This window comes from Citrobacter sp. Cu233 (assembly GCF_030332225.1).
Lineage (GTDB): Bacteria > Pseudomonadota > Gammaproteobacteria > Enterobacterales > Enterobacteriaceae > Citrobacter.
The window spans coordinates 176,819-192,967 of sequence record NZ_JAOWIF010000033.1 but is presented as its reverse complement, the minus strand read 5'-3'; the positions used below and the strand labels follow the sequence as shown (position 1 = coordinate 192,967).

Genomic DNA, 16,149 nt, shown 5'->3' with positions numbered 1-16,149 from the left:
TTTAACTTTAGTTGTTAAATTTGATTTAGATCGCAATTTGCGATTAAACCTCAAAATTTGTATGTTTTCTAATTCATTGATTTAAAATACTTTCATTACGTAACTATTCAACACACCTTCACTCTGCGCACCGCAACAGTGCAATTATTGCCCACTTTTAGCGCAATAACGCGTTTTTCCCGTCGGTTTTACGCGCCTAAACCTGGGCAAAATGCCAGCAAATGTTAATGCTTGAGATTAAATGTTGCGCAAGCAAGATCTTCCCTGGTGTTTATCCCGATTTTCGTTAAGCGCGTCGGGATGGCGCAATCCCTGCAATACTTAATTCAGTATCATGTGATACGCGAGCTCCGGGAGCATATTTTGAACAGGTTACCTTCCAGCGCATCGGCTCTGGCCTGCAGCGCACACGCACTGAATCTCATCGAGAAGCGAACGCTTGATCATGAGGAAATGAAAGCACTAAACCGAGAGGTGATTGATTACTTCAAAGAGCATGTCAATCCGGGGTTCTTAGAGTATAGAAAATCTGTAACTGCCGGCGGGGATTACGGAGCCGTAGAGTGGCAAGCGGGAAGCCTGAATACGCTTGTCGACACCCAGGGACAGGAGTTTGTCGATTGCCTGGGAGGTTTTGGAATTTTCAACGTGGGGCACCGTAATCCAGTAGTGGTCTCCGCCGTACAGAATCAACTCGCGAAACAACCTCTGCACAGCCAGGAATTACTTGACCCATTACGGGCCATGCTGGCAAAAACACTTGCTGCACTGGCTCCCGGAAAGCTGAAATACAGTTTCTTCAGTAACAGCGGGACCGAGTCGGTTGAAGCGGCACTAAAACTGGCGAAAGCGTATCAATCGCCGCGCGGTAAATTTACATTTATTGCCACCAGCGGTGCTTTCCACGGTAAATCGCTGGGGTCGCTATCCGCCACCGCTAAATCAACCTTCCGCAAACCGTTTATGCCGCTGCTGCCGGGCTTCCGCCATGTTCCTTTTGGCGATATTGATGCCATGCGCACCGTCCTGAGCGAATGCAAAAAGACCGGCGACGATGTTGCCGCCGTGATTCTGGAGCCAATCCAGGGAGAAGGAGGCGTGATCCTACCGCCGCAAGGGTATTTAACCGCGGTACGTAAACTTTGCGATGAGTTTGGCGCGCTGATGATCCTCGACGAAGTGCAAACCGGCATGGGACGCACCGGCAAGATGTTCGCCTGTGAACATGAAAACGTGCAGCCTGACATTCTGTGTCTGGCCAAGGCGCTGGGGGGGGGCGTGATGCCAATTGGCGCGACCATTGCCACCGAAGAAGTGTTCTCCGTCCTGTTCGACAACCCTTTCCTGCATACCACCACCTTCGGTGGCAACCCGCTCTCATGCGCGGCGGCGCTGGCGACCATTAACGTCCTGCTGGAGCAAAATTTACCCGCTCAGGCAGAGCAGAAAGGCGATATGTTGCTGGATGGTTTCCGTCATCTGGCGCGTGAATATCCGGATCTGGTGCACGACGTTCGCGGTAAAGGCATGCTGATGGCGATTGAGTTTGTCGATAACGAGATTGGTTACAGCTTTGCCAGTGAAATGTTCCGTCAGCGAGTGCTGGTCGCCGGAACACTGAATAACGCGAAGACGATCCGTATCGAACCGCCGTTAACATTAACGATCGAGCAATGCGAACTGGTATTGCGATCAACCCGCAAAGCCCTGGCCGCATTACGGGTGAGCGTGGAGCAGGTGTAACCACTGCCGGATGGCGATACGTTAGTATCGCCATCCGGCAAATTCGTTCTCTGGCCCCGCTCCTTTTTTGAATCCCATCACAATCACGGCATTCCCCTTTTCCCTTTTACACGGCGACGGCTAAATTAGTAACTCATCCGACCACATAACAATAATTTTACATACTGGACACCTTTATGAGCTATCCGTCGCTGTTCGCCCCGCTCGATTTAGGCTTCACCCGGCTTAAAAACCGCGTGTTGATGGGTTCAATGCATACCGGGCTGGAAGAGTATCCCGATGGTGCAGAACGGCTGGCTGCGTTCTATGCCGAACGCGCTCGCCACGGCGTAGCCCTGATTGTGACCGGAGGAATTGCGCCCGCGCTATCGGGCGTGGGTATGGAAGGCGGCGCGATGCTGAACGACACCAGCCAGCTGGCGCACCACCGTATCATTACCGATGCGGTTCACGACGAAGGCGGGAAAATCGCCCTGCAAATCCTGCACACCGGTCGCTACAGCTATCAACCGCATCTGGTTGCGCCTTCAGCCATTCAGGCCCCTATTAACCGCTTTACGCCGCATGAATTGACGCACGATGAAGTGCTGCAACTGATTGAAGATTTCGCCCATTGTGCACAGCTGGCGCGGGAGGCAGGCTACGATGGAGTGGAAGTGATGGGCTCGGAAGGCTATCTGATCAACGAATTCCTGACCCTGCGCACCAACCAGCGTAATGATGAATGGGGCGGTGACTATGCCAACCGTATGCGTTTTGCCGTGGAAGTCGTGCGGGCGGTACGCCAGCGTGCCGGCAGTGACTTTATTATTATCTTCCGCCTGTCGATGCTCGACCTGGTGGAGCAAGGCGGAACCTTTGACGAAACCGTCCAGCTAGCACAGGCTATAGAAGCCGCAGGTGCCACAATGATTAACACCGGCATTGGCTGGCATGAAGCGCGTATCCCCACCATCGCCACACCGGTACCCCGGGGTGCGTTTAGCTGGGTAACGCGCAAGCTGAAAGGTCATGTGACAATCCCACTGGTCACCACTAACCGTATTAACGATCCGACCGTTGCGGATGACATACTGGCACGCGGCGATGCCGATATGGTATCGATGGCCCGACCATTCCTTGCTGATGCTGAGCTGCTGTCAAAAGCGCAAACCGGACGATCCGATGAGATCAACACCTGTATCGGCTGCAACCAGGCTTGTCTGGATCAGATTTTCGTGGGAAAAGTTACCTCCTGTCTGGTGAATCCACGCGCCTGTCATGAAACCAAAATGCCCATTGTTGCAGCGACTCACCTGAAGAATCTGGCCGTTGTGGGTGCGGGTCCTGCGGGCCTCGCTTTTGCTATTAATGCCGCCGCACGTGGTCACCACGTGACGCTGTTTGACGCGCATGGTGAGATTGGCGGGCAGTTTAATATCGCCAAGCAGATCCCCGGCAAAGAAGAATTCTATGAAACACTGCGCTACTACCGCCGGATGATCGACGTAACGGGTGTCACACTGAAACTCAATCAGTTTGTTAGCGCCCACGAACTGCAAGCCTTTGATGAAGTGATCCTCGCCAGCGGGATCGAACCACGTACGCCACCGATCGATGGTATCGATCATCCTAAGGTACTAACCTATCTCGATGTATTACGTGATAAAACGCCGGTAGGGAAACGCGTGGCGATCATTGGCTGCGGAGGGATCGGTTTTGATACCGCCATGTATCTGAGCCAGCCCGGCGATCCCACCAGCCAGAATATTGTCGAGTTCTGCGTAGAATGGGGAATCGACACCAGCCTGCAACAGCCCGGCGGTTTACGTCCGGAAGGCCCACATCTACCCCGCAGCCCACGCCAGATAGTGATGTTGCAGCGTAAAGCCAGTAAACCTGGGCAAGGTTTAGGTAAAACAACGGGGTGGATCCACCGCGCTACCCTGCTTTCACGTGGCGTAAAAATGATCCCGGCGGTGAGCTATCAGAAGATCGATGATGACGGGTTACATGTGATGATCAACGGTGAGCTACAGACCCTGAATGTGGATCACGTGGTGATTTGCGCCGGCCAGGAGCCACGCCGGGAGCTGCTTGATCCGCTGCATGCGGCGGGTAAAACAGTGCATCTGATCGGGGGGTGTGATGTGGCGATGGAGCTGGATGCCCGACGTGCTATTGCACAAGGGACCCGCTTAGCGCTTGAGATTTAACAAAATGTACCTCGTAGGCCTGATGGCGCTATGCTTATCAGGCCTACGGGGTAGCGCGTTGTAGGCCGGATAAGGCGTTAGCCGCCATCCGGCACACGCGATTAGCGGCGACGACCCGTTTTGACCGCTTTCAGCACCACAAACTTATTGTTGGTGGCGAGGGTCTCGCAGTTGCCGAAAATCTTCTTCAGCTTGTGGAAGTAGTCGAGGTGACGGTTAGCCACAATATACAGTTCGCCGTTGATCTTCAGGCAGCGGCGGGCATGGTGGAACATCTCCCAGGCGATGTTATCGGTCAGCGCATGTTTCTGATGGAACGGCGGGTTACACAGCACGGCGTTAAAGCGGAAAGGCTCCACGCCAGACAGCGCGTTGTTGATCATAAATTCACAGCGATCCAACGCTTCAGGCATGTTGCTTTCGACGTTCAGGCGGCTTGATGCCACCGCCATCGGTGATTCATCCACAAACACCACGCTCGCTTGCGGGTTCTTCTCCAGCAAAGTCAGGCCAATCACACCGTTGCCACAACCAAGATCGACAATCTCCCCTTCCAGATTTTCCGGCAGGTGCTCAATAAAGAAACGCGCGCCAATATCCAGCCCGGTACGGGAGAAGACGTTGGCATGGTTATGGATAGTCCAGTCGGTGCCTTCCAGTTTCCAGCTCAGCGTCTGCGAGGCATCAGCCAGTTCTGGATTGCTGAAGGTGCAGTTAATCAGACGGGCTTTTTTCCACGCCAGCGTGGTAGTGGTTGGGCCCAGCACCTTTTCAAACAGCTCAAGCGTTGAGGTATGAATATCACGCGCCTTCGCCCCTGCAATGATGCGCGTTTGCGGCGTAACAACCTGACGCAGCGCACGGAGCTGTTGTTCCAGCAGCGCCATCGTTTTGGGAATTTTAATCAGCACAATGCCCGGCGCCTGCGGGTATTCAGCGGTGCTGTCGAGAAACTTGACGCTGGATTCCGCGATATCGTTATGGCGCAGGTTTTCACGCGTCCCCAGTTCGCTTAAATAAGAGTCGCCAATGCTGTATGGCGTATGTTCCGACAGTGCACAGCCCAGCGCGCCGAAAGTATCATTCAGGAGCAGCACCGGGCCGCTAATCTCGGTATCGTCCAGCTGTTGCAACAGATATTCATCTGCAGCTTCCCACGCCAGCAGCGGGTTAACGTCATCCGTTTCCGGGAAACGTTTAAGTGACAGCGAACGGAAACCGTTGTCTATGTGGCTCATCGGCCCTCCTGAATGGTAAAATTTCGGCGTATCCCTGAAAAGGGTGCGTGAGTATACACTTTTTATACTTTATATGGGGCACTAATGAGTCAGTTGACCTATCTGCAAGGCTACCCGGAGAATTTACTTTCCCAGGTTCGTACGCTGATTGCTGAACAGCGTCTGGGGGCGGTGCTGGAAAAGCGTTATCCCGGTACACATGACTTCGCGACTGACAAAGCGCTCTGGCAATATACCCAGGATCTGAAAAATCAGTTCCTGCGAAACGCCCCGCCGCTGAATAAAGTCATGTATGACAGTAAGATACACGTGCTGAAAAATGCGCTGGGTCTGCATACTGCCGTCTCCCGCGTGCAGGGTGGCAAGCTCAAAGCCAAAGCGGAGATCCGCGTCGCTACCGTCTTCCGTTCTGCACCTGAACCTTTTTTACGCATGATCGTCGTGCATGAACTGGCACATCTGAAAGAAAAAGAGCACGACAAAGCGTTTTATCAGTTGTGCTGTCATATGGAACCGCAGTACCACCAGTTGGAGTTTGATACCCGCCTGTGGCTCACGCAACAATCGCTGAAGCAAACTGCGTAGTCACGCACTGGCTTTGTCTTCAGAGCATGCTAAATTGACGCAAGGATCCCTTTTCGCAGCCTGAAGGCATTTATGATACGTTTCGCAGTGATTGGCACAAACTGGATCACCCGCCAGTTTGTGGATGCCGCCCATGAAACCGGCAAATATAAGTTAACCGCAGTGTATTCCCGTAGCCTTGAACAGGCACAGACCTTCGCCAATGATTATCCCGTCGAGCATCTGTTTACCTCGCTGGAGGCAATGGCGCAAAGTGACGCCATTGATGCCGTTTACATTGCCAGCCCGAACTCTCTGCACTTCCCGCAGACAACGCTGTTTCTACAACACAAAAAGCATGTCATTTGCGAGAAACCGCTGGCCTCTAACCTGGCACAAGCCGAAGCCGCTATCGCCTGCGCGCGCGAAAATCAGGTCGTGCTGTTTGAAGCATTTAAGACCGCCAGCCTGCCTAATTTCCTGCTATTACAGCAATCACTACCAAAAATTGGGCGAGTCAGGAAAGCGCTGATCAATTACTGCCAGTATTCTTCACGTTATCAGCGTTATCTGGACGGTGAAAATCCCAATACGTTTAATCCGGTGTTTTCTAACGGTTCGATTATGGATATCGGCTTTTACTGCCTGGCCGCTGCGGTTGCGCTCTGGGGGGAACCACTAAGCGTTCAGGCAAGTGCCAGCCTGCTGGAAAGCGGCGTCGATGCCCACGGCGTGGTCGTACTCAATTACGGCGATTTTAGCGTCACGTTGCAGCACTCGAAAGTCAGTGATTCCGTGCTGGCCAGTGAAATTCAGGGCGAATCAGGGTTGCTGGTTGTCGAGAAGATTTCCGAATGTCAGAAAGTGTGCTTTATTCCGCGCGGCGGCAAAACGCAGGATCTGACGGTGCCTCAGCATATCAATACTATGCTTTATGAGGCAGAGGCTTTTGCTCATCTGGTTGATTCCGGCGAAGTGGATCATCCGGCACTGAACGTCAGTCGTATTACCGCCAAACTGCAGACAGAGATTCGCCGCCAGACCGGCGTTATTTTCCCCGCAGATGATGCTCAGATACCGCTGACTGCGTAAAAGTATGTAAAACGAATGTTGCAGGCCATTGACTGAAAGCATGGCCTGTAATATTTTGTAACCCGCAAAGGGGAGTAACTTCGTTGTCGGTTGATCGTCATTACGATGTGTGAAAAACCACATCCGGTCACCGGGCGATAACAAAGGAATACGACAGCGTATTCCTTTGTTGTTGTAAGTGAGACCTTGCCGAATGGCAAGGTCTATGCATAAAAAGCAGCGGCTAACGTCATTCGGCGTTGGCCGTTTTTTTATGCATGGGGAAATAAAATGAATACTGTCGGCACACCGTTGTTATGGGGTGGCTTCGCTGTTGTGGTGGTCATTATGCTGGCCATCGATCTGCTGCTACAGGGGCGTCGTGGCGCACATACGATGTCGATGAAGCAGGCAGCGGCCTGGTCAATCGTCTGGGTAACGTTGTCGTTGCTGTTTAACGCGGCATTCTGGTGGTACCTGGCTGAGACTCAGGGCCGTGCCGTTGCCGACCCGCAGGCGCTGGCGTTCCTTACCGGCTATCTGATCGAGAAATCGTTGGCGGTAGATAACGTCTTTGTCTGGTTGATGCTATTCAGTTACTTCTCCGTACCTGCGGCACTGCAACGTCGGGTACTGGTGTATGGTGTACTGGGCGCGATTGTATTACGTACGATCATGATCTTCACAGGCAGTTGGCTTATCGCCCAGTTCGAATGGCTGCTATACGTGTTCGGCGCATTCCTGCTGTTTACCGGCGTGAAGATGGCGCTGGCGAAAGAAGACGCTTCCGGTATTGGCGACAAACCCTTAGTGCGTTGGCTGCGCGGCCATTTACGTATGACCGATACCATTGAAGACGAAAAATTCTTCGTGCGTAAAAACGGTCTGCTGTTTGCAACGCCGCTGATGCTGGTATTGATCCTGGTTGAACTGAGCGATGTGATTTTTGCCGTCGACAGTATTCCGGCAATCTTTGCCGTCACCACCGACCCGTTCATCGTACTGACCTCTAATCTGTTCGCTATCCTGGGTCTGCGTGCGATGTACTTCCTGTTGGCAGGTGTGGCGGAGCGTTTCTCGATGCTGAAATATGGTTTGTCGGTCATCCTGGTGTTTATCGGTATCAAGATGCTGATCGTCGATTTCTACCATATCCCGATCGCTATCTCGTTAGGTGTGGTCTTCGGTATTCTGTTTGTGACGCTGGTTGTGAATGCGTGGGTCAACCACCAGCACGATAAAAAGCAGCAAATACAGTAACTTTCACTTAGCTAGTTGATAAAGCCCGACCGCACATTGCGTGCGTCGGGCTTTTTGCTGAACATGTCAAAATAATGTTAATTTAAGGTTATAAAACATGACATGAGCGCGGAAACCAGGATATTGATCTTCCCGAACCGGCATTTTTCCTTATACTCAGCCATGCAAACACTTTGTTACATCCAGAAAGATGCGTCATGAGAACGCACAACGGGTGAACAACAACACAATCAAAGGATGACTACATGACTACGCTACGTTCATCGGGGCTGCTCTCGCGTTTGGCGCAGGGGAGCCTGGTTAAACAAATTTTGGTAGGTTTGGTACTGGGGATTCTGCTGGCACTGGTTTCAAAACCTGCGGCAGAAGCCGTCGGCCTACTGGGGACACTGTTCGTCGGCGCATTAAAAGCCGTCGCCCCAATCCTCGTACTGATGCTGGTAATGGCATCTATCGCAAACCACCAGCACGGGCAAAAAACCAATATCCGCCCCATTCTGTTCCTTTACCTGCTGGGAACATTTTCAGCAGCATTAGCCGCCGTAGTATTCAGCTTTGCCTTCCCCTCGACGCTGCATCTTTCCAGCAGCGCTGGCGATATCGTGCCGCCATCCGGCATTATTGAGGTCATGCGCAGCCTGCTGATGAGTATGGTAGCTAACCCTATTGATGCTCTGCTGAATGCTAACTATATCGGTATTCTGGTATGGGCTGTCGGCCTTGGCTTTGCGCTACGCCATGGCAATGAGACAACCAGGAATCTGGTCAATGATATGTCCGATGCCGTCACGTTTATGGTGAGACTGGTTATCCGCTTTGCACCGATAGGTATCTTCGGTCTGGTCTCTTCCACACTGGCGACGACGGGCTTTGCCACGCTGTGGGGCTACGCGCAACTGCTGGCGGTGCTGGTAGGCTGTATGCTGCTGGTTGCGCTGGTGGTCAACCCGCTGCTGGTGTTCTGGAAGATTCGTCGTAACCCATACCCGCTGGTATTGACGTGCCTGCGCGAAAGCGGCGTGTACGCCTTCTTTACCCGTAGCTCTGCAGCCAATATTCCGGTGAATATGGCACTGTGCGAGAAACTGAATCTGGACCGTGACACCTACTCTGTTTCTATCCCGCTGGGGGCCACCATCAATATGGCGGGCGCGGCGATTACCATCACGGTTCTGACGCTGGCGGCCGTGAATACGCTGGGGGTCCCGGTTGATTTACCGACGGCTCTGTTGCTGAGCGTGGTGGCATCGCTGTGTGCTTGCGGTGCGTCAGGCGTGGCCGGGGGATCTCTGCTGTTGATTCCACTGGCGTGCAATATGTTTGGTATCCCGAATGACATCGCCATGCAAGTGGTCGCCGTCGGGTTCATCATTGGCGTATTGCAGGACTCCTGTGAAACAGCGCTGAATTCATCAACAGACGTACTGTTTACTGCCGCAGCCTGTCAGGCGGAAGACGAGCGTCTGGCAAACAACGCCCTGCGCGGCTAATCACAGCCCCTCCGTCATCGGGCGGAGGGCTTTTCTTGCTGTGCACTGTTTTCAATTTTAAAGGGATCAATACCGCGTTTTTGCATGCGCCTGAAGCGGACAATGTTCAGGCCGTTCATCACCAGAAAGCTTCCTTCAATCATCGTCCCGCCAATCGATCCCAGCCAGAAATTGTGAATAACCCAACAGCCCGTTGCACACCACATCACACAGCGCACGGTTAACCCTTTGCAACGAAACAGTGCCCAGGTACTGGCAAGCGTGCCGATAATAGGCAGTAGCTCCATAGCATGCTGCAATTTTGCCAGCCCAAGAACCAGTGTAAGGACAATAAAAACCGTCATGACCCACAGCTTGCGGGTATGCATTGAGACCAGGGTACGTACAGTATTAAGCTCAGCGCTCATTCCCGCGGGCCAGGCCCCCATCAGAAAGAAGTGTACGCCAATGGTGGCGCTATAGACGGCGAGCTGTAGCCGGAACCGGCGCTCGTCACGATTAAAAAAAGTGGTAATACCGATCAGAAAGGCGATGACACCTACGCCCTGGGCCAGCCAATACGCGGTCATGGAAGATCCTTGTCAGAAAATACAAAAGCAAACGGCGCTCCATATTATGAAACGCCGTTTTTTTAAATCCACTCGATTTCGATTACCCAATAGATTTCGTGCTACAGCAAGGCGGCAAGTTCAGGCACTCCCGGGATCTTACTGGAGTAAGTGACCGGGGTGAATGAACGCAGCCAGCGCGGCTGTCGCGCGAAAAATTAAGGGTCATTACAGCGTTACGCCACTTTTAAAGATAGCCAGTTCACGGAAATCATTGCGTTCGTTGCAGGTCTGTTTGCCGTTGGCAAACTCAACGATGGTATCGACAAACTCATTCAGCAGTTGCGGCATCGCTTTACCGTGGATTAGCTGCCCGGCATCAAAATCGATCCAATGCTTTTTCTTCGCGGCCAGCTCGCTGTTGGTAGCGATTTTCACCGTCGGAACAAAACCACCGTACGGTGTACCGCGCCCGGTACTGAACAACACCATATGACAGCCAGCCCCCGCCAGCGCACTGGTCGCAACGGCGTCATTACCCGGAGCACTTAACAGATTCAGACCTGGCGTTTTCAGGCGTTCGCCGTAGCGCAGTACATCGACAACTTTGCTGGAACCCGCTTTCTGTGTACATCCCAGCGATTTATCTTCCAGCGTGGTGATGCCACCCGCTTTGTTCCCCGGCGATGGGTTCTCATAGATCGGCTGGTCGTGAGCAATGAAGTATTGCTTGAAGTCATTGACCATGGTCACCAGCTTACCGAAGGTTTCTTCGTCGCGGCAGTGGTCCATTAATAGCTGCTCAGCACCGAACATCTCCGGGACTTCAGTCAGCACGGTAGTCCCGCCGTTCGCGATCACGTAGTCAGAGAAACGCCCCAGCATCGGGTTAGCGGTGATACCAGACAAGCCATCAGATCCGCCACATTCCAGACCAAACTTCAGCTCGCCGAGTTTACCCGGCTCACGCTTATCGTTACGCATCACGCTGTACAGCTGATGGAGATGTTCGATCCCCGCTTCCACTTCGTCTTCCTGGTGCTGGCAGACCATAAAGTGAACGCGTTCAGGATCATACTCACCTAACGTTTCGCGAAAAGCATCAACCTGGTTGTTTTCACAACCGAGGCCAACCACCAGCACCGCCCCCGCATTCGGGTGACGCACCATGTTTTGCAGCATGGTGCGAGTGTTGATATGGTCGTCACCCAGTTGCGAGCAGCCGTAGGTGTGGCTGAAAAGATGAACGCCGTCGATACCTTCGGCGTCGTGGGTCTCTTTCAGGAAACGGGTTTGCATCTGACGCGCCATCGCATTGACACAGCCGACGGTCGGCAGGATCCACAGCTCGTTGCGTACCCCAACATCACCGTTCGCGCGGCGATAAATCTGCACGTCGCGATCGGCTGCCTGAGCAACTTCCGCCTGAAAATCCGGTTGGTAGCTATACGTGTCCAGATCGCTCAGATTCGTACGCGTGTTGTGAGCATGAATGTGCTCACCCGCAGCGACATCAACCAGCGTATGGCCAATTGGCAAACCATATTTAACAACGTTTTCGCCTTGCGCAATATCGCGTAAAGCAAATTTATGGCCACGTGTTACCGCCTGGCGCAGGGTAATAGCCTGTCCATCAACGGTGACTTCGGTCCCTTCGGCCAAATCCGCGAGCGCAACCGCGACGTTATCCAGCGTGTGGATCTTGATGTATTGCATACCAACCCCGGGCCTTAGTTCAGTTCAATGGCGAAGTAATCGCGTGCATTGTTGAAGCAAATATTTCTGACCATTTCACCCAGCAGTTGAATATCTGCAGGTGCTTCACCAGCGGCAACCCAACGGCCAATCATCTGGCACAGGATGCGACGGAAGTATTCATGGCGCGTGTACGACAGGAAGCTGCGGCTATCAGTCAGCATACCCACAAAACGGCTCAGCAGACCGAGCTGTGCCAATTGTGTCATCTGACGTTCCATCCCATCTTTCTGGTCGTTAAACCACCAGCCGGAACCGAACTGCATTTTGCCCGGCATGCCTTCACCCTGGAAGTTACCAATCATGGTGCCCAGCACTTCGTTATCGCGCGGGTTCAGGCAGTACAGGATGGTTTTCGGCAGCAGGTTCTGTTCATTCTGCTTGCTTAGCAGTTTGGACAGTTCTTCAGCCATCGGACGGTCGTTAATGGAGTCGAAACCGACATCCGCGCCCAGCAGTTTGAATTGACGCAGGTTGTTATTACGCAATGCACCAATGTGGTACTGCTGCACCCATTCACGACGTGCGTATTCAGCGCCAAGGAACACCAGTACGGCAGTTTTGAACTGGGCAACTTCGTGCTCGCTCAGGGTTTCACCCGCCAGACGACGCGCCAGGATGTTATCCAGTTCCGCTTCGTTAGACTCGGCAAACAACACCACATCCAGCGCATGGTCGGAGACTTTACAGCCGTGTGCAGCAAAGTGATCAAGACGTTTAGTTAGCGCGGTTTGCAGGTCGGTAAAGCGGCGGATCTCAGTGTCAGACACTTCACCCAGCTTCGCCATGTAATCGTTAAAGGTCGCCAGTTCAATGTTGAAGGCTTTATCCGGACGCCAGCTTGGCAGCACTTTGATAGTAAAGGTGCTGTCTTTCGCGACCGCAGCGTGATGCTCCAGAGAGTCGATCGGATCATCGGTGGTGCCGACCATTTTTACATTCATCTGCTGCATGATTCCACGCGCGGAAAACTGATCCTGCGCCAGCAATTCGTTGCACTGATTCCAGATTTCATCGGCAGTTGCTGGAGACAACAGCTTACCTGTAATACCAAATGGGCGACGCAGTTCAAGATGTGTCCAGTGGTAGAGCGGGTTACCGATGGTGTGTGGGACCGTCGCGGCCCATGCTTCAAACTTCTCGCGATCGGACGCATCACCGGTACACAAGCGTTCAGCGACACCGTTAGTGCGCATGGCGCGCCACTTGTAGTGATCACCCTTCAGCCAGATGTCATACAGGTTGTTAAAACGGTAGTTATCAGCGATTTGTTGCGGCGGCAAATGGCAGTGGTAGTCGAAGATTGGCTGGTCTTTGGCGTAATCATGATACAGACGGCGGGCAAATTCGGTATCCAGCAGGAAATCTTCTGTCATAAACGGGGTCATTATCGTCTTCCTCTCAGCGAGTGCGTCAGATTGCTTATGTTTTGATGCTGTCAAAGTTATCACACCAATTTCCATACACTGAAGATATTTTCGTGAGTTAGATCAACAAATGATGACAAAAAAATTACTCTCAAAGAGGTAAAACTCACGGCAGGCCGCGCCAGCACTGGCTTTGCTGAATCGAATTAATGACCACACGAAGATTCACACTTTTGTGATGGCACTCACCTTTTAAAGCTGTATGACAAGTTATCTTTTTGCCGTCGCGATACATAAGCCGACGGAATGCAAATTACCGATGGTCCACCATCGGATTGACCGGTACGGAAACCGAATTAGCACAATCATTGACATGGCAAAGTTCGGGGCAGTGCCAGTTTTTTCGGTCACGCCCTTCGTAAAAGAACATCCTCCGCCCTGGACTGGAAGATGACCGCTCGTTAGCGGACATAACAAAACGATGAGGTTTTACATGCGTAAAATTAAAGGGTTACGTTGGTACATGATCGCACTGGTGACGCTTGGCACCGTGCTGGGTTACCTGACACGTAACACTGTGGCGGCAGCTGCGCCAACTCTGATGGAAGAGTTACACATCTCCACTCAACAGTATTCCTATATCATCGCAGCGTATTCTGCTGCTTACACCGTAATGCAACCCGTTGCTGGTTACGTGCTGGATGTGCTCGGCACCAAAATAGGCTACGCGATGTTCGCCGTTCTGTGGGCCGTCTTCTGTGGTGCCACGGCGCTGGCTGGTAGCTGGGGTGGACTGGCACTGGCACGAGGCGCAGTCGGTGCCGCAGAAGCCGCGATGATCCCTGCAGGTCTGAAAGCCAGTTCTGAATGGTTCCCGGCAAAAGAACGTTCTATTGCCGTAGGTTACTTTAACGTCGGCTCTTCTATTGGCGCGATGATCGCTCCGCCGCTGGTCGTGTGGGCTATCGTCATGCACAGCTGGCAGATGGCGTTCATTATTTCTGGTGCCCTGAGCTTCATCTGGGCGATGTCCTGGCTTGTCTTCTATAAGCACCCGCGCGACCAGAAAAAACTGTCTGACGAAGAGCGTGATTACATCCTTAACGGTCAGGAATCACAGCACAAAAACAGCACAGCGAAGAAAATGTCGCTTGGCCAGATCCTGCGTAACCGCCAGTTCTGGGGTATCGCGCTGCCACGTTTTCTGGCAGAACCGGCCTGGGGTACATTCAACGCCTGGATCCCGCTGTTCATGTTTAAAGTCTACGGCTTTAACCTGAAAGAGATTGCGATGTTCGCGTGGATGCCAATGCTGTTCGCTGACCTGGGCTGTATCATCGGGGGTTACTTACCGCCGCTGTTCCAGCGCTGGTTTGGCGTAAACCTGATCGTGTCTCGTAAAATGGTCGTCACCATGGGTGCACTGCTGATGATTGGCCCAGGGATGATTGGTCTGTTCACCAGCCCGTATATTGCTATCGCCCTGCTGTGCGTCGGTGGTTTTGCTCACCAGGCGCTGTCTGGCGCGCTGATTACGCTCTCTTCTGACGTATTTGGCCGTAATGAAGTCGCGACCGCTAACGGCCTGACGGGTATGTCAGCCTGGCTGGCGAGTACCCTGTTTGCCCTGGTCGTTGGCGCCCTGGCTGATACCATCGGCTTTAGCCCACTGTTCGCCGTACTGGCAGTATTCGATCTGCTCGGTGCGTTAGTCATCTGGACGGTACTGCAGAACAAATCGGCAAGCGAGATTGATTCAGGTCCGCAAACCGGCACTCCCGCTACGCAAAATTAACCTGACGCTGGTCGTCATCGGTATATAATGCAGAGCCGCCAGTTGACTGGCGGCTTTTTTGTCGGTGCGAGTAGAGCCGTCATCGCAAAAGTGGTATAACAAATATAGTCTGCCGTATCATGCCTGGAGTGCATATGGAAATCACTGAACCACGACGTTTGTACCAACAACTTGCTGCCGATCTAAAAGAACGCATCGAGCAAGGCGTCTATCTGGTGGGCGATAAACTTCCCGCTGAGCGCTTTATTGCCGATGAAAAGAATGTCAGCCGTACTGTGGTTCGTGAAGCGATTATTATGCTCGAGGTTGAAGGCTACGTTGAGGTGCGTAAAGGATCTGGTATCCACGTCATCTCTAACCAACCCAAACATTATGTTGCTCCCGACGAAGGTCTGGAATTCGCCAGCTACGGTCCTTTTGAATTGCTGCAAGCGCGTCAGCTTATTGAGAGCAACATCGCCGAGTTTGCCGCCACCCAGGTGACCAAGCAGGACATCATGAAACTGATGGAAATCCAGGAGAAGTCGCGCAACGAAAAAAGCTTTCGTGACTCCGAATGGGACCTGCAGTTCCATGTTCAGGTCGCGCTAGCGACGCAAAACTCAGCTCTGGCCGCCATTGTTGAAAAAATGTGGACCCAGCGCGTTCACAACCCCTACTGGAAGAAATTGCACGATCACATTGATCTGCGCACGGTAGACAACTGGTGTGATGACCATGACCAGATCCTGCGGGCATTAATTCGCAAAGATCCGCATGCAGCCAAACTGGCGATGTGGCAGCACCTCGAGAACACAAAACAGATGCTGTTTAACGAAACCAGCGATGATTTCGAGTTCAACGCGGATCGTTACCTTTTCACGGAAAATCCGGTAGTTCATCTGGATACCGCTGCAAACAGCACAAAATAAACCTTCTGACTTTCACAGGCGCGGTAATAGCGCCTGTTTCTGGCACTCGGTAAGCATTAGGTATAAAGTGTCAGCCTGTGTAAATCCTCTCGCCTCACTCCATTGCGATCAGCAAAATCAGAGTTCAACCGCCGTAATTTCTATAACGGACTACGTTGACCTTTGTTACAATTAAAAGCGTTTTGAATTTTTTATGTGTTAGTGCTTGCTTA

At 52.6% G+C, this 16,149-nt stretch carries 12 protein-coding genes; 8 read left to right on the top strand and 4 right to left on the bottom strand.

The window, feature by feature from the left end; translation table 11 throughout:
* Window positions 1–363 precede the first annotated feature (363 nt).
* Window positions 364–1,743 (top strand): putrescine aminotransferase, encoded by a 1,380-nt coding sequence (gene ygjG, locus OGX95_RS11070; RefSeq protein ID WP_167335587.1) that lies wholly within the window; start codon window positions 364–366, stop codon window positions 1,741–1,743.
* A gap of 176 nt (window positions 1,744–1,919) precedes the next feature.
* Window positions 1,920–3,938, top strand: a complete 2,019-nt coding sequence (locus tag OGX95_RS11065; protein ID WP_286629444.1) for an NADPH-dependent 2,4-dienoyl-CoA reductase — start codon at window positions 1,920–1,922, stop codon at window positions 3,936–3,938.
* Window positions 3,939–4,039: 101 nt separating this feature from the next.
* On the opposite strand, the gene rlmG is transcribed toward OGX95_RS11065, so the two are convergent.
* Window positions 4,040–5,176: a 23S rRNA (guanine(1835)-N(2))-methyltransferase RlmG gene (gene rlmG, locus OGX95_RS11060; protein WP_286629443.1), complete on the bottom strand. Its 1,137-nt coding sequence runs from the start codon at window positions 5,174–5,176 to the stop codon at window positions 4,040–4,042.
* Window positions 5,177–5,260: 84 nt separating this feature from the next.
* Here rlmG and OGX95_RS11055 point away from each other — a divergent pair, with 84 nt between their 5' ends.
* The 4 genes from OGX95_RS11055 to sstT all read left to right on the top strand — a co-directional run bounded on the left by OGX95_RS11055 (window position 5,261) and on the right by sstT (window position 9,561).
* Window positions 5,261–5,761, top strand: coding sequence for a M48 metallopeptidase family protein (locus OGX95_RS11055; protein ID WP_155021876.1), 501 nt, complete (start codon window positions 5,261–5,263; stop codon window positions 5,759–5,761).
* A gap of 72 nt (window positions 5,762–5,833) precedes the next feature.
* Window positions 5,834–6,832: a Gfo/Idh/MocA family protein gene (locus OGX95_RS11050; protein WP_286629442.1), complete on the top strand. Its 999-nt coding sequence runs from the start codon at window positions 5,834–5,836 to the stop codon at window positions 6,830–6,832.
* A 270-nt stretch (window positions 6,833–7,102) separates the two neighbouring features.
* Window positions 7,103–8,071, top strand: a complete 969-nt coding sequence (locus OGX95_RS11045; protein WP_286629441.1) for a TerC family protein — start codon at window positions 7,103–7,105, stop codon at window positions 8,069–8,071.
* A 245-nt stretch (window positions 8,072–8,316) separates the two neighbouring features.
* Window positions 8,317–9,561 (top strand): serine/threonine transporter SstT, encoded by a 1,245-nt coding sequence (gene sstT / locus OGX95_RS11040; RefSeq protein ID WP_286629440.1) that lies wholly within the window; start codon window positions 8,317–8,319, stop codon window positions 9,559–9,561.
* A gap of 14 nt (window positions 9,562–9,575) precedes the next feature.
* On the opposite strand, the gene OGX95_RS11035 is transcribed toward sstT, so the two are convergent.
* The 3 genes from OGX95_RS11035 to uxaC all read right to left on the bottom strand — a co-directional run bounded on the left by OGX95_RS11035 (window position 9,576) and on the right by uxaC (window position 13,252).
* Window positions 9,576–10,130: a YgjV family protein gene (locus tag OGX95_RS11035; protein WP_286629439.1), complete on the bottom strand. Its 555-nt coding sequence runs from the start codon at window positions 10,128–10,130 to the stop codon at window positions 9,576–9,578.
* A 207-nt stretch (window positions 10,131–10,337) separates the two neighbouring features.
* Window positions 10,338–11,825: a UxaA family hydrolase gene (locus OGX95_RS11030; protein WP_286629438.1), complete on the bottom strand. Its 1,488-nt coding sequence runs from the start codon at window positions 11,823–11,825 to the stop codon at window positions 10,338–10,340.
* A 14-nt stretch (window positions 11,826–11,839) separates the two neighbouring features.
* Window positions 11,840–13,252: a glucuronate isomerase gene (gene uxaC / locus OGX95_RS11025; RefSeq protein ID WP_286629437.1), complete on the bottom strand. Its 1,413-nt coding sequence runs from the start codon at window positions 13,250–13,252 to the stop codon at window positions 11,840–11,842.
* 472 nt (window positions 13,253–13,724) lie between these two features.
* On the opposite strand from uxaC, the gene exuT reads away from it, so the two are divergent.
* Together exuT and exuR are read left to right on the top strand one after the other, a co-directional pair.
* Entirely contained in the window at window positions 13,725–15,026 is a 1,302-nt protein-coding gene (gene exuT / locus OGX95_RS11020; RefSeq protein WP_286629436.1) for a hexuronate transporter ExuT, read from the top strand.
* Window positions 15,027–15,160: 134 nt separating this feature from the next.
* Window positions 15,161–15,937: a transcriptional regulator ExuR gene (gene exuR, locus OGX95_RS11015; RefSeq protein ID WP_005131459.1), complete on the top strand. Its 777-nt coding sequence runs from the start codon at window positions 15,161–15,163 to the stop codon at window positions 15,935–15,937.
* Window positions 15,938–16,149: the final 212 nt, after the last annotated feature.

Bases quoted from the DNA above. Each gene is read 5' to 3' on its own strand.
- exuR (WP_005131459.1), top strand. From the start codon at position 15,161: ATGGAAATCACTGAACCACGACGTTTGTACCAACAACTTGCTGCCGAT.
- sstT (WP_286629440.1), top strand. From the start codon at position 8,317: ATGACTACGCTACGTTCATCGGGGCTGCTCTCGCGTTTGGCGCAGGGG.
- OGX95_RS11030 (WP_286629438.1), bottom strand. From the start codon at position 11,825: ATGCAATACATCAAGATCCACACGCTGGATAACGTCGCGGTTGCGCTC.
- OGX95_RS11065 (WP_286629444.1), top strand. From the start codon at position 1,920: ATGAGCTATCCGTCGCTGTTCGCCCCGCTCGATTTAGGCTTCACCCGG.
- rlmG (WP_286629443.1), bottom strand. From the start codon at position 5,176: ATGAGCCACATAGACAACGGTTTCCGTTCGCTGTCACTTAAACGTTTC.
- uxaC (WP_286629437.1), bottom strand. From the start codon at position 13,252: ATGACCCCGTTTATGACAGAAGATTTCCTGCTGGATACCGAATTTGCC.
- exuT (WP_286629436.1), top strand. From the start codon at position 13,725: ATGCGTAAAATTAAAGGGTTACGTTGGTACATGATCGCACTGGTGACG.
- OGX95_RS11035 (WP_286629439.1), bottom strand. From the start codon at position 10,130: ATGACCGCGTATTGGCTGGCCCAGGGCGTAGGTGTCATCGCCTTTCTG.
- OGX95_RS11055 (WP_155021876.1), top strand. From the start codon at position 5,261: ATGAGTCAGTTGACCTATCTGCAAGGCTACCCGGAGAATTTACTTTCC.
- OGX95_RS11050 (WP_286629442.1), top strand. From the start codon at position 5,834: ATGATACGTTTCGCAGTGATTGGCACAAACTGGATCACCCGCCAGTTT.
- OGX95_RS11045 (WP_286629441.1), top strand. From the start codon at position 7,103: ATGAATACTGTCGGCACACCGTTGTTATGGGGTGGCTTCGCTGTTGTG.